Origin of the sequence: Acinetobacter oleivorans DR1 (assembly GCF_000196795.1) — a bacterium.
In the GTDB taxonomy this organism is placed as follows: Bacteria; Pseudomonadota; Gammaproteobacteria; order Pseudomonadales; family Moraxellaceae; genus Acinetobacter; species Acinetobacter oleivorans.
In genome coordinates this window covers 1,605,850-1,631,422 of the sequence record NC_014259.1, presented here as the reverse complement: position 1 = coordinate 1,631,422, position 25,573 = coordinate 1,605,850, and the positions used below count along the sequence as shown (strand labels likewise).

The 25,573-nt window shown below is 36.1% G+C and carries 39 protein-coding genes; 15 read left to right on the top strand and 24 right to left on the bottom strand.

Annotation, left to right across the window (positions count from 1 at the left end):
• The first annotated feature begins 2 nt into the window (after window positions 1-2).
• Window positions 3-857, top strand: a complete 855-nt coding sequence (locus AOLE_RS07710; RefSeq protein WP_013197534.1) for an Arc family DNA-binding protein — start codon at window positions 3-5, stop codon at window positions 855-857.
• A 47-nt stretch (window positions 858-904) separates the two neighbouring features.
• Here AOLE_RS07710 and AOLE_RS07705 read toward each other — a convergent pair whose 3' ends face one another.
• The 23 genes from AOLE_RS07705 to AOLE_RS07595 all read right to left on the bottom strand — a co-directional run bounded on the left by AOLE_RS07705 (window position 905) and on the right by AOLE_RS07595 (window position 16,506).
• On the bottom strand, window positions 905-1,432 hold the full coding sequence (locus AOLE_RS07705) for a hypothetical protein (protein ID WP_013197533.1): 528 nt from the start codon (window positions 1,430-1,432) through the stop codon (window positions 905-907).
• On the bottom strand, window positions 1,432-3,720 hold the full coding sequence (locus AOLE_RS07700; protein WP_013197532.1) for a phage tail tip lysozyme: 2,289 nt from the start codon (window positions 3,718-3,720) through the stop codon (window positions 1,432-1,434). The genes AOLE_RS07705 and AOLE_RS07700 overlap by 1 nt, the downstream gene beginning before the upstream one ends.
• An 84-nt stretch (window positions 3,721-3,804) precedes the next feature.
• Window positions 3,805-4,080 (bottom strand): hypothetical protein, encoded by a 276-nt coding sequence (locus tag AOLE_RS07695; RefSeq protein WP_013197531.1) that lies wholly within the window; start codon window positions 4,078-4,080, stop codon window positions 3,805-3,807.
• Window positions 4,081-4,239: 159 nt separating this feature from the next.
• Window positions 4,240-4,506, bottom strand: coding sequence for a hypothetical protein (locus AOLE_RS07690; RefSeq protein ID WP_013197530.1), 267 nt, complete (start codon window positions 4,504-4,506; stop codon window positions 4,240-4,242).
• 95 nt (window positions 4,507-4,601) lie between these two features.
• Window positions 4,602-5,432, bottom strand: a complete 831-nt coding sequence (locus AOLE_RS07685; protein ID WP_013197529.1) for a hypothetical protein — start codon at window positions 5,430-5,432, stop codon at window positions 4,602-4,604.
• 13 nt (window positions 5,433-5,445) lie between these two features.
• Window positions 5,446-6,132: a helix-turn-helix domain-containing protein gene (locus tag AOLE_RS07680; RefSeq protein WP_013197528.1), complete on the bottom strand. Its 687-nt coding sequence runs from the start codon at window positions 6,130-6,132 to the stop codon at window positions 5,446-5,448.
• Window positions 6,133-6,831, bottom strand: a complete 699-nt coding sequence (locus AOLE_RS07675; protein ID WP_013197527.1) for a RusA family crossover junction endodeoxyribonuclease — start codon at window positions 6,829-6,831, stop codon at window positions 6,133-6,135. It abuts the gene before it with no gap.
• Between the two features lie 97 nt (window positions 6,832-6,928).
• Window positions 6,929-7,234 carry a hypothetical protein gene (locus AOLE_RS07670; protein ID WP_013197526.1) on the bottom strand — a complete coding sequence of 102 codons (306 nt, stop codon included), beginning with the start codon at window positions 7,232-7,234 and terminating at the stop codon, window positions 6,929-6,931.
• Window positions 7,235-7,351: 117 nt separating this feature from the next.
• Complete coding sequence (locus AOLE_RS07665; RefSeq protein WP_013197525.1) at window positions 7,352-7,567, bottom strand: hypothetical protein; 216 nt, start codon at window positions 7,565-7,567, stop codon at window positions 7,352-7,354.
• 16 nt (window positions 7,568-7,583) lie between these two features.
• Window positions 7,584-8,261 carry a hypothetical protein gene (locus tag AOLE_RS07660; RefSeq protein WP_013197524.1) on the bottom strand — a complete coding sequence of 226 codons (678 nt, stop codon included), beginning with the start codon at window positions 8,259-8,261 and terminating at the stop codon, window positions 7,584-7,586.
• 191 nt (window positions 8,262-8,452) lie between these two features.
• Window positions 8,453-9,214, bottom strand: coding sequence for a DNA-methyltransferase (locus tag AOLE_RS07655; RefSeq protein ID WP_013197523.1), 762 nt, complete (start codon window positions 9,212-9,214; stop codon window positions 8,453-8,455).
• Window positions 9,211-9,609 carry a hypothetical protein gene (locus AOLE_RS07650; protein WP_023274201.1) on the bottom strand — a complete coding sequence of 133 codons (399 nt, stop codon included), beginning with the start codon at window positions 9,607-9,609 and terminating at the stop codon, window positions 9,211-9,213. Before AOLE_RS07650 ends, AOLE_RS07655 begins: the two co-directional genes overlap by 4 nt.
• Entirely contained in the window at window positions 9,606-10,334 is a 729-nt protein-coding gene (locus AOLE_RS07645; RefSeq protein ID WP_013197521.1) for a hypothetical protein, read from the bottom strand. The genes AOLE_RS07650 and AOLE_RS07645 overlap by 4 nt, the downstream gene beginning before the upstream one ends.
• Window positions 10,331-10,858, bottom strand: a complete 528-nt coding sequence (locus AOLE_RS07640; RefSeq protein ID WP_013197520.1) for a hypothetical protein — start codon at window positions 10,856-10,858, stop codon at window positions 10,331-10,333. Before AOLE_RS07640 ends, AOLE_RS07645 begins: the two co-directional genes overlap by 4 nt.
• Window positions 10,855-11,619 (bottom strand): ATP-binding protein, encoded by a 765-nt coding sequence (locus tag AOLE_RS07635; RefSeq protein ID WP_023274200.1) that lies wholly within the window; start codon window positions 11,617-11,619, stop codon window positions 10,855-10,857. Before AOLE_RS07635 ends, AOLE_RS07640 begins: the two co-directional genes overlap by 4 nt.
• Window positions 11,616-12,644: a hypothetical protein gene (locus AOLE_RS07630; protein WP_013197518.1), complete on the bottom strand. Its 1,029-nt coding sequence runs from the start codon at window positions 12,642-12,644 to the stop codon at window positions 11,616-11,618. The genes AOLE_RS07635 and AOLE_RS07630 overlap by 4 nt, the downstream gene beginning before the upstream one ends.
• A gap of 3 nt (window positions 12,645-12,647) precedes the next feature.
• Window positions 12,648-14,126, bottom strand: a complete 1,479-nt coding sequence (locus tag AOLE_RS07625; protein WP_013197517.1) for a DNA cytosine methyltransferase — start codon at window positions 14,124-14,126, stop codon at window positions 12,648-12,650.
• Complete coding sequence (locus tag AOLE_RS07620; protein ID WP_023274199.1) at window positions 14,123-14,509, bottom strand: hypothetical protein; 387 nt, start codon at window positions 14,507-14,509, stop codon at window positions 14,123-14,125. Before AOLE_RS07620 ends, AOLE_RS07625 begins: the two co-directional genes overlap by 4 nt.
• Window positions 14,510-14,514: 5 nt before the next feature.
• Window positions 14,515-15,075 (bottom strand): hypothetical protein, encoded by a 561-nt coding sequence (locus AOLE_RS07615; RefSeq protein ID WP_013197515.1) that lies wholly within the window; start codon window positions 15,073-15,075, stop codon window positions 14,515-14,517.
• Window positions 15,075-15,539 carry a hypothetical protein gene (locus tag AOLE_RS07610; RefSeq protein ID WP_013197514.1) on the bottom strand — a complete coding sequence of 155 codons (465 nt, stop codon included), beginning with the start codon at window positions 15,537-15,539 and terminating at the stop codon, window positions 15,075-15,077. The genes AOLE_RS07615 and AOLE_RS07610 overlap by 1 nt, the downstream gene beginning before the upstream one ends.
• Window positions 15,536-15,826 (bottom strand): hypothetical protein, encoded by a 291-nt coding sequence (locus AOLE_RS07605; RefSeq protein WP_013197513.1) that lies wholly within the window; start codon window positions 15,824-15,826, stop codon window positions 15,536-15,538. Before AOLE_RS07605 ends, AOLE_RS07610 begins: the two co-directional genes overlap by 4 nt.
• Before the next feature lie 66 nt (window positions 15,827-15,892).
• A complete protein-coding gene (locus tag AOLE_RS07600) occupies window positions 15,893-16,267 on the bottom strand; it encodes a hypothetical protein (RefSeq protein WP_013197512.1) in 375 nt (124 codons plus the stop codon).
• A gap of 35 nt (window positions 16,268-16,302) precedes the next feature.
• Window positions 16,303-16,506 carry a MarR family transcriptional regulator gene (locus AOLE_RS07595; protein WP_013197511.1) on the bottom strand — a complete coding sequence of 68 codons (204 nt, stop codon included), beginning with the start codon at window positions 16,504-16,506 and terminating at the stop codon, window positions 16,303-16,305.
• A gap of 138 nt (window positions 16,507-16,644) precedes the next feature.
• Here AOLE_RS07595 and AOLE_RS07590 point away from each other — a divergent pair, with 138 nt between their 5' ends.
• From AOLE_RS07590 to AOLE_RS07520, 14 genes are all read left to right on the top strand, one after another.
• The gene (locus AOLE_RS07590; protein ID WP_013197510.1) at window positions 16,645-17,409 is read left to right on the top strand and encodes a S24 family peptidase; all 765 of its coding nucleotides are present in this window, start codon (window positions 16,645-16,647) and stop codon (window positions 17,407-17,409) included.
• Between the two features lie 3 nt (window positions 17,410-17,412).
• Window positions 17,413-17,697 carry a hypothetical protein gene (locus tag AOLE_RS07585; protein WP_013197509.1) on the top strand — a complete coding sequence of 95 codons (285 nt, stop codon included), beginning with the start codon at window positions 17,413-17,415 and terminating at the stop codon, window positions 17,695-17,697.
• Between the two features lie 194 nt (window positions 17,698-17,891).
• Window positions 17,892-18,224, top strand: coding sequence for a hypothetical protein (locus AOLE_RS07580; RefSeq protein ID WP_013197508.1), 333 nt, complete (start codon window positions 17,892-17,894; stop codon window positions 18,222-18,224).
• A gap of 38 nt (window positions 18,225-18,262) precedes the next feature.
• Complete coding sequence (locus tag AOLE_RS07575; protein WP_013197507.1) at window positions 18,263-19,066, top strand: DUF2303 family protein; 804 nt, start codon at window positions 18,263-18,265, stop codon at window positions 19,064-19,066.
• A gap of 85 nt (window positions 19,067-19,151) precedes the next feature.
• A complete protein-coding gene (locus tag AOLE_RS07570; RefSeq protein WP_013197506.1) occupies window positions 19,152-19,412 on the top strand; it encodes a hypothetical protein in 261 nt (86 codons plus the stop codon).
• 58 nt (window positions 19,413-19,470) lie between these two features.
• Window positions 19,471-19,800, top strand: a complete 330-nt coding sequence (locus AOLE_RS07565; protein WP_013197505.1) for a hypothetical protein — start codon at window positions 19,471-19,473, stop codon at window positions 19,798-19,800.
• Entirely contained in the window at window positions 19,797-20,165 is a 369-nt protein-coding gene (locus tag AOLE_RS07560) for a hypothetical protein (protein WP_013197504.1), read from the top strand. Before AOLE_RS07565 ends, AOLE_RS07560 begins: the two co-directional genes overlap by 4 nt.
• A 173-nt stretch (window positions 20,166-20,338) precedes the next feature.
• Window positions 20,339-21,019, top strand: a complete 681-nt coding sequence (locus AOLE_RS07555) for a putative quorum-sensing-regulated virulence factor (protein WP_013197503.1) — start codon at window positions 20,339-20,341, stop codon at window positions 21,017-21,019.
• A gap of 12 nt (window positions 21,020-21,031) precedes the next feature.
• The gene (locus AOLE_RS07550; protein WP_013197502.1) at window positions 21,032-22,072 is read left to right on the top strand and encodes an ead/Ea22-like family protein; all 1,041 of its coding nucleotides are present in this window, start codon (window positions 21,032-21,034) and stop codon (window positions 22,070-22,072) included.
• 141 nt (window positions 22,073-22,213) lie between these two features.
• Entirely contained in the window at window positions 22,214-22,504 is a 291-nt protein-coding gene (locus tag AOLE_RS07545) for a hypothetical protein (protein ID WP_013197500.1), read from the top strand.
• 6 nt (window positions 22,505-22,510) lie between these two features.
• Entirely contained in the window at window positions 22,511-22,846 is a 336-nt protein-coding gene (locus tag AOLE_RS20680) for a hypothetical protein (protein WP_227501990.1), read from the top strand.
• The gene (locus AOLE_RS07530) at window positions 22,843-23,379 is read left to right on the top strand and encodes a hypothetical protein (RefSeq protein ID WP_013197498.1); all 537 of its coding nucleotides are present in this window, start codon (window positions 22,843-22,845) and stop codon (window positions 23,377-23,379) included. The genes AOLE_RS20680 and AOLE_RS07530 overlap by 4 nt, the downstream gene beginning before the upstream one ends.
• Window positions 23,376-23,843, top strand: coding sequence for a hypothetical protein (locus tag AOLE_RS07525; RefSeq protein WP_013197497.1), 468 nt, complete (start codon window positions 23,376-23,378; stop codon window positions 23,841-23,843). The genes AOLE_RS07530 and AOLE_RS07525 overlap by 4 nt, the downstream gene beginning before the upstream one ends.
• Window positions 23,840-24,031 carry a hypothetical protein gene (locus AOLE_RS07520; RefSeq protein WP_013197496.1) on the top strand — a complete coding sequence of 64 codons (192 nt, stop codon included), beginning with the start codon at window positions 23,840-23,842 and terminating at the stop codon, window positions 24,029-24,031. The genes AOLE_RS07525 and AOLE_RS07520 overlap by 4 nt, the downstream gene beginning before the upstream one ends.
• A 121-nt stretch (window positions 24,032-24,152) precedes the next feature.
• On the opposite strand, the gene AOLE_RS07515 is transcribed toward AOLE_RS07520, so the two are convergent.
• Window positions 24,153-25,475 (bottom strand): tyrosine-type recombinase/integrase, encoded by a 1,323-nt coding sequence (locus AOLE_RS07515; RefSeq protein ID WP_013197495.1) that lies wholly within the window; start codon window positions 25,473-25,475, stop codon window positions 24,153-24,155.
• Window positions 25,476-25,573: the final 98 nt, after the last annotated feature.

Genomic DNA, 25,573 nt, shown 5'->3' with positions numbered 1-25,573 from the left:
TTATGAGTAAACATCTAGGTGTCGAATACAAAGTTCGAATGCCGCAAGAATTGAAAGATAAGATTGCCGACTCAGCTAAAGAATTAAACCGGTCCATGAATCAGGACATTGTAGCTCGACTGGAAAAAAGCTTTGCTCCGATAGATTTAGATGAGATAGAAAAACAGTTAAATGATTACTACTATTCAAATGATTTGATTCCTGCTACTCCAATACGCCTACCTCGAATTAATAAAGAGTTTAAGAAATCAGACATAGATCAAAGTGGATTTGATAAATTAAGAAGTATCATTAAAAAAACTAAAGATATTAATAAATCTTTAAATGAGTATCTGCCGCACGCTAATCTTCAAAATGCAGCTTTTCATGAACAAGACAAATATCTTGCTGTAAGAGGTAGTCATGGCAATACAACAGAAAACTGTATAAATCTTATAGAATATATAAAAATGCCTGAATGTATTCAGGTACTTCTTTTTGCTACCCATAACAAACCTACACCAGGTTTTAGCCGCGAAGATGGTCCTGAAACCAACCTTCCACTTATGGGTGCATTATTATTAGTTGAGTTAGAAGATTTTAATGCATATGTGATTTTTGACGGATTATTTTTGACCGCTCAAAGGTATCCACGTTATAAAGAGGTAAAAGAAGTTTTAGACGCTGCTGTTACTTCTGATAAAGCATATTTTATCAATATTCCTGTTCCTTTTACTTCAACTTGGGGGCCAGTAGGTGCAGTCGATCAACTTTTACCTTTGCCTCGTCAAGAGCTTACCCCAGATTCAAGAAAGAACTTCTTTAAGTTGTTATGTAACATCTCTGAAGAAAAATACTTAGACATGTACCGTTCTTAATTAAAAAAGGGATTGAATGACTCAATCCCTTTTCTTATAGACGAGTATTAATTTTCATTAATGTGATCTTGATTCGTCTTAGCTAAAGTTGCTTGAATTCCTTTCATCAAAGGCTGATTTTCAAGTTGTTTCATAGCTTGCATAAAGGAGGTAAGTTCTACCTGCATAGCTTCAACTGTTTTAGTAGAGTTAGGAACACATTCATTTACATGCTGTGATAAATAATCGGTATATTCTTTAATGTTAGAAGCCCCAGCATTTAAATACTTATGTTCTGTGCTTTTCATTTCCGATAAAGCTTTAGTGTAGTTCCTTGAATATTCTTGCTCATTTGATAAAGCAATTGAGGCATATCCAAATGCAAATACTTTAGTAAGTGCCGTATTTGTAGTTTTTGGACTCACCACACCTGTACCTAATTTCCGATCAATAATTAAAAACTGATTTATATATGCTGAGCATGATGCAAGATAATGAGCGTTTTGTGCATTTTTTGGAAACTCTGTTAAAGGGTTCGCATTTACCGCAGTTACCATCAAACTAGTAGCAATTAAAGTTAAAAGTCTTTTCATCATTAAGCCTCATTCTTATACATTCCTATACCACCAGTAAGTGCATGAGCAAGGAAACGGTCATTAACATTCTGCCCGATGTTACCATTATTCTGATTTACAACAACAACTTCCTGCGGATTAGGAGTATTTAGTGGTTGCTTAAACGGCGTAACTTTCGTCAACAACTTGTTTTGATTATTTAGCTGAGGACTTGAACGTTTAGTTGCCTGAGGAACAATAGCTTTCTTAGTGCTTACAATACTGGCTACCTTTGCTCTAGTGTTATCAACAATATTAGTTGATGAATTTTGGGTAACTGCTGTTTTATTTTCTTTAGGTAAATTGGGCTTCTTTTCCTGAATTGAATTATCAATATTAGCCCTATATTTATATTCCTTGTCTAAATGTGGTCTGTAGTCAAATGATTTCCCATTGCGAAGCTTTGTTTGACCATAGGCCCATTTCACATATTTAGTCCCTAAAACTCTTGCAATATCTTCTCTTGAAGCATTGGGATTTTGTTCCATATAAGCTTTAACTGATGCATATTCAGGATTAGTATTAATTTCTTGCTTCATAAAAGCACCTTGAGCATCTAATGATGCTTGGCTCTTAACCATATTCCCGCTGCTATCTAACAATCCCCGTTCTTTCATAAAAGCAGTAAGTCTATCTTTACGAGCTCCTTGCCAAGAGATCATACCCATATTCGTACCACCAGCTTTATCTTGATGTTTACCAAACAGATATTTATCTTGGTAGTCATTTTCCCTACCGACAGAAGCAGTTAAACCTGCAGCCCAGTTATCATTGAATCCTGCTTTTTTCATAGCATTATAGACAGCAAGTTGTTTTTCCTTTGTCTTTTCACCAATAGGAGAAACAGTTGATCCATAAGCAGGAACATTTTTGTTTGCCCCAAAGCCCGGCTTGTAAACTCCTTGGCCTACTCCCCACGTTGGAACGCCGTCATGAAATGGATTAAACCGGTTAAATTTATCTTTGATGAAATCTAATGTATCTCCTGTAGTATCTTTGATACCTTCCACAACTTTTGAAGCTGTACCTTTGGCTTGATCAAAAGCATTCGTTGCATAACTAACAAATCCTTTCCACGCCGTATTAATAATACCTGGTACATCTGCAGCAATTAATGAATCTGTCCACTCTTTAAAATACGGCGTAACTGCGGTACCAAGCTTATTACCTATCCAAGAACCAGCCATACCACCAATCAAGGTGCCAGCTGGACCAAATAATGATCCTACCGTACCACCAATAGCTCCCCCAGCAAGACTACCAACTGTTCCTCCCTTTTCTTGAGTGCTTTGTTCATTCCAATCTAACAATGATGCACCAGCAGCTAATGCACCTATTACGGGTAGACCACGGCCAAACTTGAGAAGTTTACCCAAGCCCTTTCCTAATTTCCCTACACCTTTCTTTCCTTTGCCTAGAACACCTCCTAGCAGCCCACCACCTGCAGATAAAGCGGAAGTAAGTAATTTCCCTAGTGAACCTAATAAACCACCCTTAGACGCTAAATTATCGGCAATACGCTGCAATAATTTTATTTGTTTACGGTTATGGTTTTCTTGTTCACGAGGTAATGGCTCATTGCGTTTTTTACTACGCATCAAACCAGTTAATGGCCGCAAGGCTAAACCAGCTGCACGGCGTACAGGAGAAAGTAAGTGACCAACTTCATTGATAGCATCAACGGTAGGATCTACACCTTGTGGTGAGTTCGGCATTACTCCTTTGATCGCCGTTGTTATCGTTTGGGCAACCTTTCTAATTGATGATTGGTTTTGAGCATCATTATTGTTAGATACAAAACGCCCTTTTTCATCACGTTCTGGTGTAGTTGAGCTTACAATCTTATCCAAATCTTCATGACTATTAATTTCTATAGCTGGCTTTCGTGCCTTAGGTTGGTTGATTTGTTCTTTATTTGGTGTATTAAGGCCATTAACTGATTGCTCCAATACATCTGCAAAGTCTTTAACTAAGTTGTCGGCTACAATAAAAGAATGTGTGATTGGATTTGCTTTTTCTTTTAAAAAAACTTCAAAGTCTAAAGCTGGTCTATTATTGACAGCATTAAGCATCTTTTGAAACTCTGTCAGTTTTGGCTGAGGCTTAGCAAACTGTGCTTTTTGCTCTTCAAAGCTTTGAGTAAGAATTTCGATAATCTTTTCAATATTTGAATCAATCGTACTTACTTTTTTTTCAACTCGTTTTATACCAATAATGAAACCAAGCTCATCATAAGATAAAACTGAATTATTGTGATCTGAATCTGCCATAACAAAAAATGCCCCATACTGATATAGGGCATTTTGGTTAATTTTTTTAAAATAAAAGCTGCTAGGTTCCTATTGTATTAACTCTTAGACAGGCCATTTAGCACTCAAATTATAGAAATTTACGTGCTCCTCAGTTCCTGCCAAAGCTACTTGATAACCATCTGCTTGCAAGTGACGCACAGCTGCTTCCATTTCCAAACTAGATACAGTTTTTTTATCAAATAAGACTACAGCATTCCCAGATTTAGGGTTTGCCTTAACAGTTTTGTAAATCTGATCAACAATATAATCCTTATCAAATTGGATTGAACTGTTTGCTAAGTTAGATGCTTCATTTGCTGTAATACGATTAGATGACATTTGCATGTTTCCTTTTAAGTTAAAAGTTATTGGTTATTTCTAATATAGTCATGCACTACCCAAAACACGGGAACTTTTTTTAAAATATGTATTCATGTGCTTAATTATTAAACAAAAAAGCCCACCATTTAGGCAGGCTTTATAAAATTTTAAGTTCAACTAAATTTCTTTTTGTAAATTTTTAACTAAGTAGTAATTCGCACAAAAGGGAGCAATAATGGACCCAATTACAATTGCAAAAAGAATAACTGCTAAAAAGATATCAACTATAGAACTATTTATTGCTATAGATATTGGTGCCGCAACATGTTCAGCAAATGAATATGAAAGTTTAGAAACTTCAGGCATTAATAAATAAAAATAGAAAGCAACAATGATCGCTCCCGTCACCCATCCCCACCAAGGAAAACCGTCATCTTCTTTCATAATTACTCTTAATGATTAAAGTGAATTTATTCTACATTTCATTGAAATAGTATATTCATTAATCAACTATATTCCAGCGCATTTTTGACATATTCTTAATTATCTTCCGGTTCAATTTCACCAGCCTCTACAAGGGCGAGTTTACGCATAAACGCAGCTTCTTTTTTCTTCTTCATATTTGCTTTTGCAATTGCCATTCTTTCTTCAGCACCTGAAATGACGGAACTACGCCGTGCTTGGACTTCTGACTGGTCTTTAAGATCATCTACATCTAAACCCCAGAACATCGCCTCAGTCCTAGCAATGTTAGAAATGCTAATACTTTGCTTAACGTTTAAATCTACAACCTGACAAATAAGCCCCATTTTGAATTTAACTAGTGCTAATTGTTCTTCTGTAGGGTTATTTAGATTTAGTACTTCATCTCTAATATGAATAACACTATCAATTGTATCCGTAATTAGCTCTCCTAATTTATGAGCTCTAATACGGTTATTTTTCACAACTAATGCAGACTTTAGATAGTTCTCGTTGACTGAAGAACTCCCGCCGTTGCTCTGACCATTATTTTTTGAGTTTTGACTATTAAATTCAGCAATATTTGACGTTTTTTTGACAGAATTTTGACTATTACTTTTTTCTTTATTTTCAGAATCTTGAGACTCATCTTGACCATTATTTTTATTGGTCAATTTTTTTATCTCTTTATTGAGTTCTCGTGCAGTCTTCTTGACTAGAGATTTAGCTTTCTTTTTCCATTTCTCAGCAAGTGCTTTACGGCGTACAACTGATGGCGAAGGCATCTCACAACCGAGTTCTTCGCCAACATGATCAACTAAACCTTGCCATGTAATCTTAGGTGAAGATTCATAGACATCTTTTAGCCTGTTCCAAATTTCTTCCGAGTATTCAATCTTGCGAGCCATTTTTGTCTATCCATTACTCTGAAAATAGACCTATTTGTTTTACTTCCGCTATAGCTTGTTGCTGTAAAGAAGCTTTACTAAAACGCTTTTTATTTTGAATAAGGTCAATTAGTGCCTTTTCCTGTATATCGCTTTCATCGCGCTGAAAAACATCATCAATAGCCATTTCAAGGTTACGAATTTGTTTAGCTCGATTTTGTTCACATTCACGAACAATAAGCATTAAAGTTTGTAATTCAGGTAATACTTTATCTTGAAAAGCCTGATCTTTAGTTAAACACGCCTGAATAAGTTCTTTTGAAGCTGTTAACAACTGTACTGTTAAAGCTTTTGGAAATGACGTTACGTGCTGTGCTGCGGCCATACTTAATTGAAAAGCCATGGCTTGAGTATATTCACTCATCATATCGCCAAGACTATTAAACAAAATACCTGCTACAGAAGCAGTTTTATCTAATTCTGGCTCAACAGTAAATCCAAGTACCCAATCAGAAGAAACACCATATTTTTGACATAGCACAGATAATAATTCTGCATCTGGCATTAATTTACCATTTTCGATTTCACTCATTCGATTCTTATGAGGTGTACCGAATATCTCTAATGCTACGTCTTCTTGACGTAATTGAGCCATGTCACGCGCCATTGCAAGTTTTCTACCAATGAGTACTCGACGTTGCAAATCGCTCTTTTTCGCCATTTAAATGCTTCTCCCAGCCAGCCAATCAAAATCTACAGTTTTAGATAACCAATCAGTTTCATCAGTAAAAACACAAGAAAGCCAGACACAACCTTCTTCACATGGTTCTGCCAGCTTAATTTGTTCACTTATGAAAATATTGTCATCTTTGAATAACAAGCCATCACCTTTGACACTATCAATAATAAGTTTGGGATAGTTATCAATATCAAATCGTGGATACGTTTTAGCGCTGTAAGAACGAGTTTTAAGTGGTGGCTGAACAATTAACCGTATTTCACAAAGTTGATCGATAGCTTTTAACTTAAGTGCTCTAAACATAGGTCCATATTGTTTTTGAACCTTGTCTTTATACTTTTTAGCACCTACTGAAAGACTATTTCTTTGCTTTCCGTTCTGATCAATTGTAGCCCGCCAAATCTCGTTGGCGCTTAAACCGTACGGCAATTTGATTGTGATGTATTGCTTACCAGAAATGATAACACCGCCTGTGCTTCCCCTATATATACTATTTTCCCCGTTTTCCCCATCATTTTCTTTTTCTACATGGCATGGGAAAAAAACATGTTTAGATGCGCTAGTTTTTTGCTTTTTAGGTTTGTCATTAACTACTGAAACACTGAAATCCTTAAAGAGTTCCTGTCTTTTATTATTAAAGAAAAACTCACTCCACTGACGGCGATTATTTCGCTTCTTCATTAGAATCTAATTCCTGAATTTGTATGAACTCAGGAATTATTGAATTATTGAATTAGCTCAAAAGATGATGGTTCCAATATTTTTTAGTATTCGTAATTTAAACTTTCTTTTTGTTATGGATATTTTCTGGGCTGCTAATACTATAAGTTCTGGTTTCTGCCGCATTCAACAAAACTGGAAGTTTCTCAAACATTTCTTTATGGTTTTTGCCATTGTAACGTAAATTGTAACCATTCTTTTGTTCAATGAAACAAACTTTTTCTAAACCTATATATTCATATCTCTGGACATCTAAAATATTTATTTGATATTTCTTTCCAGTTGAATTATCAACTGCTAACACAAAATATATGTCTTCTTTTTTTTCTATGATTATTTCATCAAAAAATATCCAATCTTTCATACATAATCCCTGTGCAATTAATTAAAAAAAGTCCGCACCTTGGGGAAGTTGCGGACTATAAAACGATAATCAGTTCACATAAAATAATACATAAATCGAATTTAATCAATATACATTTTAATGTTTTGTTCTCATCATTTTTTCGACGATTTGGGATGCTTCATGAAAATCTATATCAAAACAAATCCAAAACCTTAATCGCTTATCTCCAAGAATATAACTCTGAATGAAATACTCTGACTTCTTCTCTGGATCAATTTCAGCAGCTTTAAATGAATACACATCTTTCTCAACAACCTGACCGTTGAGATCACCACCTATACAAATTTTCATTATTTTACTCTTTCTATTAATTTTTGATCGTACCATTGATTTTATTGTCACTACTATTGGTAAATTTTTTTACTTCATCCATTCCAACAATTTTAATTTCTTTAGGATTATTCTGGTTAAGAAGTATCAATTTATCATTTGCCTTATCTAAAAACCTCCAATCTTCCTTTGCTGAACTATCTTTAATTGAAACTCTTGGCAAATCTGCTCGGTGTATATTTTTTTGTATATCAGATATGCCTTGAAGAAAAGGAATTACTATAATTAAGAACACGATTGCGATATATTTCACAAAAGGTTTAGAGTTATATAATGTAAAAGTAAAAAATATTCCTAAAAATAGACCAACTGCAAAGAAGAAACTATAAGCATAGCCTTCAGTTATCATTTCGTATATGTAATATAGACATATAGCAATTAAACCTAATCCAAATTTTAAAATATTTCTTTCACCACTTCCCTCAACAAAAACCTTGTCATGAAAGATAAGAATTAAAAAATATATAATTACTAGTTTTAATGCTGAATATGCCAAATCAAAAACATTAAAAAACTGAATTATCCACAAACTATCAAGTAATCTTGTGAAGTAGTATCCTAATTTATAAGAAATACCTATCAAAATAACTGTACTCGTTAAAGTAGCAATTTTTTCTGTTAAAGCAGCCTGTTTGAATTGATCAAGTATTAACATATAAATGTAAACCAAATTTACTTCTTTTATATAGTATACCTATAAAAGAATAAGCTCTTCATAAGAAAAGCTTATTTATAGTTTAAGTGAAAAGATTTACGTCACTTAAGTCCTCCATAAGTTTTGTGGAGTGGCCCATACATCTGTCTTTCCTTCTGCATTGCCATATAAACCTAATTTTGCCATTGAGTTCATGCTATTTCTCCAAAGAGATCTGGCTGCTTATCTTTATTTTTATGCGCCTCTTTTATACGGTCTTCAGCTGTTTGAAAAGTTTTAATATCTTTTTCAATACCGATAAAATTACGTCCAGTATTAACACAGGCTACTCCAGTAGTCCCACTACCCATTGTGTTATCAAGCACAAGTTCGCCTGGATTTGTGTATGAACGAATCAAGAATTCACAAAGGTCTACAGGTTTTTGAGTATCATGTACTACTGGAAAATCGCGACTGAAAATTTGTACAGATCTCGGATATCTTTCAGTAGAGTCATAGTCTTTAATATTCATCTGCTTACCGTACAGTGCTGATCCTATATCTTTCCTTTTTGCTGTTTTACGTTTATGCCCGAACGTTTTCTGAGGATTAAACGTAGGAAGCGATTTATAAAAAACAAGAATGTTTTCATGAGCACGTAAGGGTTGTATGTCAGCATTTAAAAAGCCAGTTGCAGCAGGTTTTTCCCAAATCCATTCATATCGGAATAACTTAAGATTAGAAGTAGCTAGTATTGAGGTGAATGGTTGTGCAGAAAATAAAACTATCGCGCCATTATTCTTTATTACTCTTTCGTATTGCTCCCAAAGCTGTTTGAATGGAATTACTACATCCCATTTGCAGCATGTAGTTCCATAAGGTAAATCACACAAAATCATGTCTACGGTTCCAGTTTCAACTTCCCGCATTCGTTCTAGACAATCACCCAGCATTAATTGAATTTTATTTTTCATGCCTTTGTCTCGCCTGTAGGTTCTATTACTTCAATTTCTTGTGCAAAATTTAGAACCGCACCTACCTGTGCACCAGTAAACACCATGTAAGGAAATTTAATATCAGCATAAGTTAATACTACTTTATCAATGCGATGTCCTGCCTCAATTTCCTCTTTGGTAGCATGATTTACTTGAAAACTAAGTACATTACATACACCGTCTTTCATACCGTGACAGTTAAAACCTTTGGCCTTTAGAAAGTCTCCATGACCAATACCAATGACTGTAAGGATGTCATCACATAAAAGAGTTGTAATTTTATCCCCCACTTTAAAATCACTTTGCATTGGTTTGTTAAGCAATGCCCAAATATTGCGTTGTTGGCGCTGGCGTTGTTTTAGTCTCCTCATCATGCCACGCCCTCATAACCAAATGATCTGCCGTTACCAATGAGTTGGTCAGCAATCCAAAGCTTTCGTAATTGCTCCTCGGCTATCCCCTTATTTATCCAATCGGCTACCATCAAGAACTCTTGATACGTATGAACACTCTTAAAACTGGCTGATGTAGTTAGATATACTTCAATACGATCTATACCAAAGCCATCTGGAATTTTTTTGTTATGTTCTAAGGCTCTTAAAATCTCATCATTTAAGCCTTTCCAACCTTTGACACGTATGCCACCACCTAAATCAACATAACAATCATTTTTACCTGACCAAAACTCAAAGTAATTCATCTTTGGAGCTTTAAAGGGTTGATTTACAATTATTGAGCCTTCATACATATCGGTTCTATCAGACATCGTAATAGTGAGCTCAACATTCCATTGTTCACACTCATTAACATGCTCGAGTACTTGAACAATTGCCAAATCCTGATAATCATAGGCAGCGATACTGAAGTGGTAAGGCACTGATTGAGCATTTGAATATTGTTTAAGTAAGTCAGCCTCTTCTATCTCCTTCTCTTTTAAAAAATATCGTATTTCACTTGAAACAAAACTCATGCTGAACTCATATTCTTGAGCTGCTTCTCTACGCAATTCAGCCATTCTCTGATTTGCTTGAACTTGCGCTGGTGTTAGCTTGTTTGGGTTGTATTTTTTAATACGTTTTCTTTGATTTGTTTTACTCATTGTTTAGCCCCTTGAATTTTCAACTTTTCAGCAACTAACTGATCAGCAACTTTCTTCACATACTTCCATGTGAAATATTGATCAATTTCAGACTTACCTTGATAAACCCGTTCAAGTTGAAAAGCTGTAATCGCATACCCAATCTCAAATGCTAGTAATTGCCAGTCTTCTTTAAATACCTGAGCAAACCTATCTAAACCTTCTTTTTGAGCCTGTATACGCATTTGACGTTCATCTGGACCACGTTTTATTTCAGACTTCGGCTTCGTTTTTACAAAACCTGATGAAATGGCCCAAGTAACACAAACTTCACAGCGGCAACCCATGCGTTTATAAGCTCGCTGATTTCCATGAGCCATAGATTCTGACTGCTTAGATTGAACTGGTTGAATTTTATTACCTGGATGTTTCAACCATTTTTTAACTGCTTTTTCTAAAGCTTTACGCTCTTTTGATTTAGCTGCAACGTTTGAGTAAGCAACTAATGCGTATTCAGATTTTTTCATATCAACAAATGCGTTCACTGTGCTTTACCTCCACCTATACGAGCATCATCCCAATCACATTCCACAATTTCTAAGCCATCATGTTGAAATCTTGACCATAGTCGGTCCCCAAGATCTTCGCGGACCTCAGAAAGACTTAGGTTTGAAATCACTACTGTTGGCTTCAACTCGTCATAACGAGTGAGTAAAACTTTGTGGACACTCTCTAGAAGCTGCGGGCGTTTTTCAGCACGGTCATGTAAGCCGTATTCGTCAATAATTAATAAATCTTTACTCACATAACGTTTTAGCGCTTCTTCTTCACTATCACCACTACGGCGATAAGCCCCTACGATATCTTCTGCAAGATCAGCAGAAGTAACGTAAATTGCTTCACTGTTTTTGATAATGATATTTTTTAGGATTGATGAACCAAGATGAGTCTTACCCGTACCAGTGCGACCAACAAGGAGTAAATTTCTAAAATCTCCTCCATTGAAATCCATTGTGAATTTTTCACAAGTTTTACGGGCGTTGTCTTGTCCTTTGTGAGTTACAGCATAATTACCAAAGCCGCTATTTACATGTCTTTTAGGAATACCAGCACGGGCCATTTTCAAATGTAAAATACGATTGTTCTTCTCACTTTCATATTTTTCATTTGACTGTTCCATGAGTTCCTCAACACATGACTGGCAAACGATTCGACCATGTACATTGATCATGTTTTCTTTGTGAATATTACAAATCTGGTTTGTAGGGGAAAATTTATATTCCAATTTCTGAGGCATTGCGTTCATATCAATTCACCCTCCAATCTTGTGTTACCAGCAACAGGCTCATATTCCTTAGGAGCTCCCCATTGATCATTCACGTTGCGTGGTAATGATTGATGGTTCTGCTGTTGCCCAGTAGCGCTTTCAGCTTGGTCCCTATTGAACCAAGACGCTTTGAAAGCTCCCCAAGGATTTTGTCTTTTCAAACAGTATTCAATCGCTTGGGGTAAAGTGATTTCAGCTTTTTCGGCCTCGTTTAGCAAAGCTTCAAAGGCGTTTTCAGTGTTTTGAGCTTTCTTCGCTTTTCGGATTTGCATGAACTCAGTAGCGTCCTTGTCAGGTACACCATGTTTTTTCAAAGCAGACTTAAAATTAAATTTTGTTTGAGTAGGCGCTTCAACTTCGCCAACGGCGGAGTTGTTATCTTCAGGATTCAGATTAAAGGATTCAGGATTCAGATTAAAGGATTCAGGAATCAGGGCGTTTTGGTCTGAGATAAGAACAGTTTCAGAACTGTTATCTAACTGTTCTTGTGAATTTCCATTACTGTTAACTTGATCCGATTCGTTACCCTGAAAACTGTTTTCACTTGCTACCACTGCATTATTAGATGCAAACGGGCCTGTTTTATTGTAAAAATGCTCACGATCAACTTTATTAACATGAACCGGCTTTCCAACAGTGGTCTTGTTTTTCGGATTACGGTGATGAGCAGTGTAAATACCATTACGGTCAGGTAGCTCACTGTCCTTCTCTAAACCATGGGGAGTTTGATGCTTAACAAAGTTAACAATATGGATAACATCAGTACCATCAGCGTTATATAACTCGATAAATCCGAACTTAGAAATGTTCTCTAACTGTTCTGCAACGTTTATATTATCTGCAGGAAATAAAGACATTTTGATTTTCTTAGGTCGATTTTCGAGTCGCCCTTCACGATCAGCTAAAGTCCAAAGTCCTATAAATAGCAATCGTGCTTCGTAAGGTAATTCAATAATGTCTTCATTCATAAAGAATGAGGGCTTAATGTTTCTAGATCTTGCCATTTCTTAAGCTGCCTCATAACGGTGTTCATGTGCAAAATTTGCACGTACTAAAGCTTCAGAGAATTGCGGCGGTACAGAGTTACCAACCATTCGACACTGTTCAGTTTTAGTTAGTTTTACGGTGTTACCAAATTCATCAATGCCATACTCAATGATGTAGTTAGATGGAAAACCTTGTGCCGCAAAAAGCTCATGTGGTTGCCACATACGGAAGCCAATATCAACAATTTGATAAAGCTGTCCTTTTACTGTGACAATTCCAAATCGATCACGAGTACTTATCGTTCTTAGGGGTTGAGTAATGTCATTACCATCTGTTTCACTGCCATAAAATGCAGTTAGAAAAGCCTGCACTTGGGCAAAATGAGCTCCGCTTGCAGTAATCGTTGGTAATGGCTCATTAACAACTTGACCAGTACTATTCTTTCTTAAGGTCACCAGGTTACTTACAACGATGCTGTTGTGATCTTTTGCCGTGATTGTATGTATTGGATCACGAACATCACTTCCTATTACTCCGGTGTAATTCTTTGCGATAAATGCAGTCACCAATGCATGATGCCCACCCTTCACTCCGGCACAAATTGTCCGAAGTGGTTCATCAATAGGCATAGATCGAGGAGTAGAAGAATTCGCGCATTCAGTTAAAACAGGTGCTGCATCATTTGCTGCACTTAATGGGACAATAAAAGGCTCAGGATTGTTAATCACAAAACGAACCAACCCATTTGCAATACGGCGGCATGTAGCCTCAACTAAAGCTTTTTTACGCGCAAATATACTTGGACAAGCAATTGTCCAATCAACACATTCTGCAGCTGTACGCCATGGGAGAAGTTTTCCACTTTTTACTGCTTTAGATTTTGGATCTGCATGAGTAGGTTTAGGCCATTCAATTGCCAAATTATCACGACGAGCAACCATGAAAAATCTTCTACGAATAGTAGGAGAACCATAATCACAAGCCTTCATTACACGCCATTCAACGCTATAACCCTGATAACGTAACGCACGGATAAAAGAACGGAATGTTTCACCCTTATACTTAGGGTCGGGTTTTCCATCTTCGCCAATGCGCCCCCACGTTTTGAATTCTTCAACGTTCTCTAACATGATGATTCGTGGACGGGTTAAATCTGCCCAACGGAGTGCAATCCAAGCAAGGCCGCGGATTTTCTTTTCAACAGGTTTGCCACCTTTTGCTTTTGAAAAATGCTTGCAATCAGGACTAAGCCAAACTAATCCTACAGGTTGATTGTTTGTAACTTTAACAGGGTCAACGTCCCAGACATTTTCACAAAAATGGCGAGTATTTGGATGATTAGCTCGATGCATTGCAAGAGCTTTTGGATCATGGTTAATTGCAATATCTACAGGACGTCCAAAAGCTTTTTCTAAGCCTGTAGAAGTACCTCCACCGCCAGCAAAATTATCTACAATTAGTTCATGGGGTAATAAGTTAAGGTTGAGGCACATATTCATAGTGCACCACCATTAACTTTTTTAAGTGTTAGTAAAACACTAAATAACTTACCTGCAGAATAACTAAATTCTTTTACTTCAGTGCACTCAACTAAAAAGCGATGTTCACCAAAATTAACTCTGCTTCCTGATCTATCAAGCGTATAACGGCTCCATCCTTCAGGAATCGGATCACAGGAAAAATGCCCATAGAATTTTTCCTGTCCACATTTAATGCTACAGAGGGGTTCAGCTACCCAAAAAACTTGATTGAGGAATTTTTTTGTAGCGCGATTTTGATTATTTGCCCCGTCTCTAATTCGCATATTTACCACTATTTGGCATATGTCCTTATTACGGATTTCTTTAGCTTGGTTGCGGTCAACGATGAGTTTATTTTTCATATCGTTCACTCACACAATCCATTTAATTTCTTAAACTCTGAAATCACATCTGCAAGCATTGTTTCGAGGTATGTATAAACAGTATTTAATTTGGTAGGTCTATTTTCCCAAAGCCAATCCTCACCAAACAGTTCACACATAATGGCTCGGTCTCTAAAAGTGATCTGGTCAAATAAGTTTGAAATACTTTCGAACTCAATATTTTTAAGATGAACATAAAAGTTTCTAAGATCTTTTTTTTCAATTTCACCACTTGAACGACCTTCTTTTAATTCAGAAAGTTTATTTATAGCTATGTATTCAATTACTTCTTCACCCTCTTCTACATCCACCCATTTTTCTACATTAGGAAAGAGTTTTTTAAGTAAATAAGCTGCATCGCATTGGGCAATAAATTCTTTAAAAGTTGGTTGACCAACATGCGAGAAGAACGCAGAACCGGTATAGCTACTTAAAACAACTGTTAGTCGACCACCACCAGCACTATATGAATTATTTGGATCAACATAAGTTAAAGCCCAATCAGACTTATATTCACCAATTTTATTAAAGACGAACTTTTCCATTAAAAGTTCTCCTTAATAACTACATTTTCCTGAACTGGTTTGAATAAACTCACTTGTTCAGCGAAAGCCCAAGCACATTGGCAAAAATTATTGTATTTAGAGTTAAGTCTATCTTTCGAATGTTCAAAAACTGCTTTCGGTGTATGAGGTGAGAATTCTTTTGATTCTTGATATACCTTCCTGCTTTCAGCCTCCCCCATTAAGACGGTAGTTAAACTTTTATAAAGTTGCTCTTTCTCATGCGAAAGTACTTCATTAAGAGTTTCGACAAAATTTGTACCGAAATTAGAAATGAACCATTCATCATGACCACCAAAAATAAATTGTGGTACGAACAGCTCGCCATCTACTGATCTTGCTGGATATTGTCCATGGCATAGTGAACAAATGACTAAAGCAGCAATTTTTAAATTTGGTGCTTCAAAACTGAATTTTTCTTGATATTTACTGATTTCATAAATCATTGACTTGCCACCACTTCAAAACGCGAATCTAAGAAAGCTTTGTTCACTGGACCTACATATCTAGTCCAACCAAAGTTTTCTTGCCAAAACCACCAGTTGTTCTGATCATCACGCTTCCATGGCGCTCCCTCAGAATCGGTATGATTAGTTCCTAACGGCCAAACCTTTTCGGTTTGAAGTTCTACGTTTTGATGCGGGGCATCTTGTTTAATTAGGCAAGTGGAGCACTGTTCTTCATTAAAATCAGTACATTTGCCTATGCAGGGATGATTTGTTAAATTACACACGTTTCCTTAACTCCAAGGTGAGGGAACAAGCCATACCCACTTTCTGTTGGCGCAGAGAGTGGTTTTTTATTTCCAGCTAAGTAAATCTAGCTGGACTGATTTATCACTTGCATTTGATTGCCGTGATTTTTCTGCCCTTAGAGGCACTAATTCAAAGGTATCTTCGGTATACCCGCTTTGTTTTGACCCAATAAATACATTTCTGAGAAACTCGTATTCAGTTTCTGCTTCTGAGATTTTTCTTGTGCAAATGTTTTTAATTACTTCGAGAGAGCTTGTATCTGCTATCTCACCTTCTACTTCTGAAATCTTTTTCTTACACATAGAGCGGATGAGATTTGATAGCGAATTCTTGCCCTCTAACTTGGCAATCCAATTCATCTTTGCTTTTTCATCTAAAGTTAATTTTGCAGAAGCATTTGCTAAAAGTTTTTCAGCCATAGGTACCTCATTACTAAGGTTGAAAGTGAAGTCACTTAAGCCATTTTTGATGCAAGTTTTGCCTTTTCACGATTAACGAAAGCATCCAAGGCAACACCTTTGACATAACCAATATTCTTTTGGGTGTCATTCAAGATGCGAGAAACAGAACTTTGTTCAATACCCGTCTCTTCACTTACTTGTTGTTGTGTAAAACCACGGGTGTTAGTTAAAAACAGAATTTTTTCTTTAAGTGTCATGTTCAGCTCTTACGACTAGATCGATTAATGCAAATTATTATGCATATTTGCATTATCGTCAATGCATAAGTGAGTTATTTTACCCAAATTATGCGTTTGCGCATAAAATAGGTTCGCGGAGTGTTACTGGTGAAATCTATGAATTTCCTAAAATCGAATATTGAATATTTGCTCAATAAAAATGATACAAACCCCAATGATCTTGAACAAAAGCATCCAGAGATTAAACAATCGACTGTATTCCGCATTTTGAATGGAATTACTAAAGATCCTAGACGCTCGACATTAGAACCTATTGCTAAATGGGCAGGCGTAACTGTTAATGACTTATTTGATAAAGATTTATCTGTCTTAGAAAGAAATCAAAACCAACATAACCCAGGTCCTGATAACAATATAATTTACGATACCGAAATTCATTTATATGAAGAAGGTGACCCCATCCCTGATGGTTATGTAGCTATTGATTTCTATAGTGAAATTAAAGTCAGTGCCGGAGGTGGATACTTGAATATAGAGCAGCAAAGCCCTCATAAATTTTTATTCCCAGTAAATGAAATAAGAAGATATGACGTAAAACCCGATTGTGCAAAAGTGATCATTGTTGATGGGGAAAGCATGTTTCCTGATCTAATACCAGGACAACGTATTTCGATTGATACTTCTGCTAAAAGAATTTTTGATGGTGAAATTTATGCCTTTTTAAGAGGTGATGAGTTAAAAATCAAAATGTTATTTGAATGGAATGAGCAAGGTAGAGGTGGGTTTAAAGCTGTTTCTCGAAACACAGATAAAGTTAAATATCCTGATGAATATTATTCGCCAGCTCGTATAGAAGCTGAGAATGTTCAAATTATTGGACAATACTGGTGGAAATCTGAAGGTCGTAAAGTGAGACGCTAAGCTATGAATAATAATGAAAAAAACACAGCAGATCTAATAGGTAGACAAGCTTTTCTCACTACATTTGTCGAAGAAGTTGTAAGGTCATCACCAGATATAGCTGCGACCATTCTACTAAATATTAAAGAACTCACTAATGAGCATCATCCACTTGTAACTCAAGCATTTACAACGGATCATTTCGAAAACCACAATATGGCTGGCAATGTTATAAAGAAAGCATTACATGGTTTTGATATGGAACTAGCGAGAATGCTTAAACTTACTGTGGAAAATTTAAAGATTTAATCTATTAAATTAGTAAATTAACTTTTTAAATTAATAACTTACCCTATTCTTAATAAGCCTGCTTTAATAGCGGGCTTTTTTATATCTAAAAATTAATCAAAAAAAATAATGCACAATTGCATAATGCAGTATTGCATTACGTTATGCACTTATGCATAATAATTTCACCAACACATCTCTCGGTGAATTAAAAAATGAGTCAATTACGCTCTACAGAATGCGAAGAATTTATCAATGACATCGATGGTGGTGCTTTTGCTAAACAGCTCGGTTATGCGGTTAGTAAAGTTGCAAGTGCTGCTGTTGATACTCAAAAAGTCGGCGAAATTACAATTAAATTAAAGTTCACCAAAGGCGTTGGACATAACAACGTAACGGTTGAACACAAGCTTATTTCTAATGCTCCAATGCCAAAGGGTAAGAGCGTTGAAGAACACGGCGATAAAACACCGATGTATGTAAATACGCATGGCGATGTTTCACTTTTTTCAAAACACACTCAGCAGCTTTTTGAAGAAAAAGCTTAATTCTCCCCCTTTTAATTACAACCAAAGGAAAGACCTTCATGTCTGAAAAAATCGAAATTGAAAAAGTACTAGGTTTAGCAAAACCAGTAATTCAACTTGAACGCGGCCAACTTGTTGCTTTGCATCAAGACTACAGTGTTATTGCTGCAGAAAAATTTATGGATGCACGTTTCCGTCCTCATGGTGAATTCTTAACACCTACATTTATTGACTTTAAAGATTTTGTTATAGCAGAAGGTGGAAAAAATACACCAATTTTTGTTAATCAAAATGACGTAAAAGCTATTGCAGTTCTTAACTTCCATGGTGAAGGACAAACCCAAGGCCATTGTGACTACTTAGCTTCTTTATGTTTAGAATCAACTGTTGTATGGAAAAAGTTGAATCAACTTAAAGACAATAAATTAGATCAACGCAACTTTGCTGTTTTCATTGAAGATTGGGCTCAAGTACTTAATGCATTTGATGAAAATAATAATGTCATTGATATTAAAGATGCCGTTGTTGCAGTACGAAATATGCAAATTGACGCGTCAACTACTAGTAACGCTGAAGTAGAAAACACACGTCAGGTTCAATCTGAAATGGCCCAAATTGCAGCGACAGCTAAAAAAGGCATATTACCTGCTTATTTCACAATCCAAGATTCAGCTTACTTAGGACTTGAAGAACGAGAAATCAAATTACGTTTAATTGTGAATAGCACTGGCAGTACACCGCAGTTTGCCATTCAAATTGTCAAAGAAGAGTTATTACGTAGTGAAATTATTGAAGATTTCAAAGAAGAAGTAATTGCTTTACTTCCTGAAAACCCAGTGCGAATTGGTTCATTTAAATCTTAAAAAATAATAAAAGCCCTGAAAACTTTTGACGGCTATCGGGGCTTTTTTCAACCAATACTACGCAAACGCCAAGAGGTTAACTCTCATGGATATCTACAAGAACAACGTTACAGATGAACAAGGCTTGATTAGCGTTGCGGAGGCGTTACGAGCTATGGCTTGTGGTCGTCTTGTTCAATGTACAAGTAAAGACTTTCCGAATTGGAAGGACTTGGAAATCACAAACATTAATGCGAAAAACTTTATTGATGAAGAGCGCATTAATAAAAACGGTTTTAAGTACAGATATAAACCTTCGCAAATCTCTGTAAACGCTGAACTAACACAAATGAAAAAGCCTCAATGACTTTGGACGGCTATCGAGGCTTCTTCTACCAATACTGTACGTATTAAGGCGAATTATTATGAATCAGAAATATATAAGCAGTCAACCTTCACCATCTACTCCAATCTGTTTTGTTCCTGAACTTAGCGGCAACAAAACAAATAAACCAGCTACATCTAAACTTTATCAGCATCCATCGGCTGAGGATCTAAAGTTTAAAAAAGATAGTAAATTGCCGTATGTTTTACTCTTCCTCGTAGTTAGTGCGATAGCTATTGCATTTATATATGCATGTGATGCAGAGGCTCAGGTACGTGAGCAAAAAACAAAACAATGGCAACAGCAATTTAACTCAGGTGAACAAGTAGAAGCTCAAGTTCGTGTTGTTAAATTAGGTGGTGCCCAATGAACACTAACTTCCTTCGTGGTTCTAGACGTTATAACAATAGTCCAAATGGTACGGCAAACAATAAATCTTTCCGCGAGTTTAAGGGAAAAGATGAAGACCGCGGTTTATATAAAGTTCGACTGGGCTTCACAACTTATGCTGCACCTCACACTTTAACACGTGTATATACCATTGATGATTCAGGTGAATTAACCCCTGTTTCTCAATATACGCTCAATACAAAAGCATGGATCCTTCGTAATTTAGAAGAGGAAATTAAAAAACAGAGAAAACGTGAATTGGATGAAATTTATAGCAAAACACACATCCCTTCTCCTGATCGCAAAGCCTACAAAATCCGTCGTGGATTTCTAGGTTCACGTTAATAGAAGGTGAGACAGATGTTTGTTATGAAATCTTTTCGTGTGATTTATGGGACTTGTCCAAGATGTACTAATGACAAATGCACTTTAGGTGTTAGTCATTCTGGCTCAGGTTCTCAATGGGAATGTCAAAACTGCGGCTTTTGCTGGCCTAACAGCTAACTGGTGCGTGATCGATGAAAGCAATTATTTTAGATACTGAAACCAATAAATTAAATGGTTATCCAATCGAAATCGCTTATGCATCTATTGGCATAGAGAATGGTCAATTATTGGTTCAAAAAGATGAGGTTTTTAACCGCTTCTATTCTTGTCCTGAACCCATTGATTTAGAAGCTATGGCTGTACACAACATCATTGAAGCAGATATTGAAGGTCAACCAAGTTGTGAAACGTTCCGGTTACCTGAAGGTGTTGAATTCATTGTCGGCCACAATATTGATTACGACATTAAAGCTCTAAATAAATGCGGACCAGCAATTAAGGCAAAGACAATTTGTACTTTAGCTTTAGCAAGGGATGTTTGGCCTGATTTACCAAGTCATAAATTGGCTGTTCTTTACTATTTCGTGATGAGTAACCGTGAAGAAGCACGTAAGCATTTAAGACATGCACATTCAGCACGGGCAGATATTTATTTTACTGGGATTATCCTAATAGCTCTAATTGAACGACTAGGAATTAAAGACCTGAATTCTTTATTCCTTATGTCTGAAGCAGTTCGATTACCCAAAATTATGTCTTGGGGCAAACACAAAGGAACCCCTCTTAAAGACTTACCGCATCCATATATCACTTGGCTACTGAATAAAGAAGACCTAGACCCACATTTGCGTAAAGCGCTTCAAAATATTTAAAGGTTCGAAGTTATGACACCTACTCTATTTACGCCTGAAACATGGGCGGAGTTTACCCAACAACTCAAAAATTCTTGGGAAAATGATAACGCTGGTACAGATTCACCTATTTTCGTTGTTCAATCAAAAAATATTGTGTGGGGTTTAGACCCAGCAAGCGATTCAGTTGAAATTACGAATATTGTCGATGTAGATCAGGAATCAAAATATAAATCAGTTGAAGAGTTTTTTGAGTCACTTAGAGCTGCGGAAAAACATACTTTAAATGGTTTAGCAATTGATGAAGAAGATGAACTTTTTCTTGATGTAAAGGCATCTACTCAAATTAGTATTTTATCCGACTGGGACGAACGCAGTGTTCATATCTGCCATGGTAAATATTTTTGGGAAGATATCAATTGTCATCTAACACGTTCAGCAGCAGAAGCATTTATTAAACGTAAAGCGCATGATTTCAGTGAATTGCGGGTATTTGTTAAGTCACTTTATTGGTGTGATGAGTTTAAGAGTTTACTTAACGCTATCATTAGTGGCGAAGTAGGTTTAACAAATACAAAAGACGACAACATTCTAAATGTTTTGGGCCCAATTGATGCTACAACTCATTCTGAAACCGAATCTACACCTGTAGGTAAGACAGCCAAGAAATCAAAAAGTAAAGAAATCAAAGTAGAGAATTGGACACGGTACCATAACGGTAAACCTGTAGAGTCTGCCCCTTTATCTGAACTTATAGAAAAGCTAAAGAAAACCAAAACCGCAGATGCGGCTAATACTCTCATTGAGGAAACCAAAGACTGGGCTACTGAAGATCAGAATTCGTTTTTAGATGAGTTACATAAACATTTGGTCGTTATAGCTGGTCACTCAAAAGAAAACATTTCTATTGGGGAAAAGATCAAACAAGCAAAGGACCTTACTACGTTAGATGCCCTTGAAATTGATATTTCAGAAGCCGATGAACGTATTCAAGAAGCACTGATGGATCTTATTAAGAAAAGAAGAAAGGAACTTGAGGTCGAAGCTAACTTTTTATTGGAGTCGCCTCAATGATTCAGATCTATAGCAGCAAAACCAGAACCTTTACTGTGATGGGTAAAAACAGAACTCAAGTGTTCTCAAATGTATCACTTCATGAAACTGAAGCTCTTCTCTTCAAAGTGAAACTTAAAGATTCTATTTGGAGATTCTAACATGATGAAGTACATCCCTGACTCTATGTCATACCCATTCACTGTTTGGATGTCAGAAAGTGGTTTCTATCCTTCTTATAAAAAAGGATACCTCGTTATGAAGCGTGGCAAAGAAGTGGCAAAGATTTCTACAAAAGAAACTAAAAATGGTTTTGAAATGAATGAAGTTTGTCAAAAGAGATTTACTTCATTTTGCCGAGTTTGGATGAATAAAGATAAGCGCTTTATTAATCAACTTCGAATGCGCGGAATATCTAAATCATTGCAATTCAGTTATCAAATGGTGGCTTAAATGAACATGAATGAACGAGAGGCTTTTTTGGGATTTCTGAGAACTAAAGGTGTAATTAAAGTTGGCTGGAATAGTTTAGGCGTTTTAACAAACCTAGTTCGTGAAGCTGGATGCACTCTTAGCTACAACGATATTGAACTAATGCAAGAAGTTTGGATGAAAAAAGCCAAAGCTCAGGCAGTGCCAGAAGGTTTTTGTTTAGTACCCAAAGAGATACCTGACAACGTTGTTAGTTGTTTAGAAAATAGTGGCTACCATTGGGGTGATATGACTCGTGACCACTATGCTCCTATTTATTCATTGATGGTAGAAGTAGCAAGCGAATCGGGAGTTGAAGAATGATTGATTTAGCTGAACAAAGAGCTGCTTTAATGGCAGACGTTGCGGTATTTAAAAAAGAATGTATAGAACTTTGGTTCGTTCCAGAACTTGCAGCATCTTATTCAAATAGGGACTTCTTTTCGTATTCCATAATTGAAGATGACCAGGTCTTTTTTATGATCGAACAAGCCCGCCAATTGTGGGCATTTTGGAATAAAGCAAAAGCCAATGCAGTACCTGAAGGTTCGATTTTAGTTACGGAATCTGAAATTGATACATTTTGGCAAGACGATGAAGAACCAGAAAATTGCGTTAATAAAGAACGTGACTTTAATAATTTGGGTGATTGTTTAGAGATTGAAGATATTACTTCAATTACAAAACGTCATGTTGCCTATTTAGCTGCAAGTAAAGTCTACGGCACATGGGTAACTAAATTAGAAGCCGGTCAATTGAAAAAAGATTATTTCTTTGTAGGGAGCAGAGAAGAATGCGAAGAAATTGTCGAAACTAATAAGTCTCTCTATCCATCTAGATCGGGAGCGAATCAATGATTGATATGAATAATGAAAGAAATAGGTTTGAGCAATATGAACTAACCAAAAGACCCTGCTCCAAACCTGCTAGTTTATTTGAAAGATTCGATTCAAATGGTCTTGGTGAGTCTGAACAGCACTATGTTGGGAAATATGTTGATAGTTTCATGCAAGAAAAGTGGGAGTTGTGGTTAGAAAAAGCTAAAGCTCATACGATGCCTGAGGGTTATGTTTTATTCCCTAAAGTTGCAACAAAGGAAATTGATGAAATCTTGGGGATGCAATGTTTTCAATTTATTCGCACTGCACAAATATATAGAAAACTTGGCTTTGAAATAAACAAAAAAGCTGAAAGTGAACAAGCTTTCTTTTTGTTTAAGTTTCTTCATTTGGCTCTTGTACATGGCGATAACTATTTAGATATATTTAATGCAGAAACGCGAAAGTTAATCCTAGCAAATGAATCAGGAGCTGAGGGATGAGTGCGTTTAATTTTGAGCAACTTTATCTAATGGCTCTCATGAATAGTAAAAAACCAAAATATGTTTTGAATTGGGTTCATGTCACTAGACTCGGACCAGGTGCAACAAAGGCTAAAGAAATTTGCGAATATTTTGGAGTTGATCCTGAAGGTACTGTTTTTAGAAAAGTGGAAATTAAGGAGGTCTAAATTTAATGGCAATTTATATCTCGACACCAGAGATTTTACAAAGGTACAGAATTTCGAAAGGTACTTTAAAAAATATGCGGGAAAGGGGTTCCGACCCCTTTCCTGAACCAATTATTAGAGGTCACGGAAGAGCTACTAACTTATATGGGGTTAAAGCTGTTGCCTCTTGGGAGAGTAGAAATGGATATTTAGAAGCACTAGAAATTGAACCTTTAATATCAAATCTTTCATAATTATTGAATATGGTGCAAAGCTTATCAAACCATTTTGCATAAGCTTGCGCCTGAGGTTCTAAGTACTGGTTCAAATCATAAGTACCCCAGATTTGCGGTAAAGCATGCCCAAGCATAATTTCACAAATATGCGGTGGAGCAAATTCAGAAATATGTGTACGCATAGTCCTTCTCAAATCATGAGTAGTCCAATGGTTCATATCAACGTCAAAATATTTTTTAACATTTTCAATAATATAAATAGGAATTGTTGTTTGAAAACCTTTCTGCGTAGGTTTAAATTTTTGTGCCTTAATAATTGGAAAGGCCCACTCACAATCAGGTGGTGAAAGTTCAAAAGCCTGTTTAAGTAAAATTTCTACTTGTGGAATCAGTGGCCTAACAATTGCTTTTTTCGACCTTGCACCTGTTTTATGCTGCTCTGGAGGAATTGTCCATGTATGATTCTGAAAATCAAAATCACTCTTCTTAGCGGTTCTCAACTCCCCTACTCGACAACCAAATATTAATAAAAATAGAACCATAAATTTATTTTTGGGTGATATTCCAGTTGATAGAAAAGTTGCATGGATAACCCAAAAAATCTCTTGTTCTGTTAAATATCTAGTGCGTGAATTCTTTCTTACGTTTAGGTCAATTGCTCTGATATGTAATAAAGTCTGCTCTTGTAATTTTCCATGAATACATCCCCAGCGCATAATTAGCTTCAAATTACCAAGAACCTTTACAGCGACTGTTTTTGCATAACTAACAATGGATAGCAAAAGTTTTGACCATTCTTGTAAAGTAACTTCATCACAAATACGTTTACCTAATCTTGGAAATACGTGTATTTCAAATGCTCTTTTATCATCTTTACATGCTGCTTTATGCGAAGCAGCTGTATCAAAGAATTCAATGCAAATTTCACGAACTGTAGGTTGTGCTAAATAAGCTGTCTCTTTTTTTAATTTAAGTTGTAAAGGATCTCTACCTTTATCCAATTCCTTTTTATTCTCGGCTACTTCAGCTCGTGCTTCTTTCAAACTCATCATTGGATAAGTTCCAATATCCATTCGTTTTGAAGCATTATTAAATCTATACCGCATTTGAAACACAATTTTCCCTTTTGGGGATATGCGAACTGATAAACCGTCTCTGTCATTAATTACTTGAGTAGCATCTCTAACCTTTCCGTTATTAGATTTTAACCATGTATCACTTAAAGCCATTTTCTCTTCAGATAAAGTCCAACTTACAAAATATCTTAAGCAACTTACCGTCCATGCCAGCTATAATATTTTGTACAAACTCTTGTACAAATTTTTGT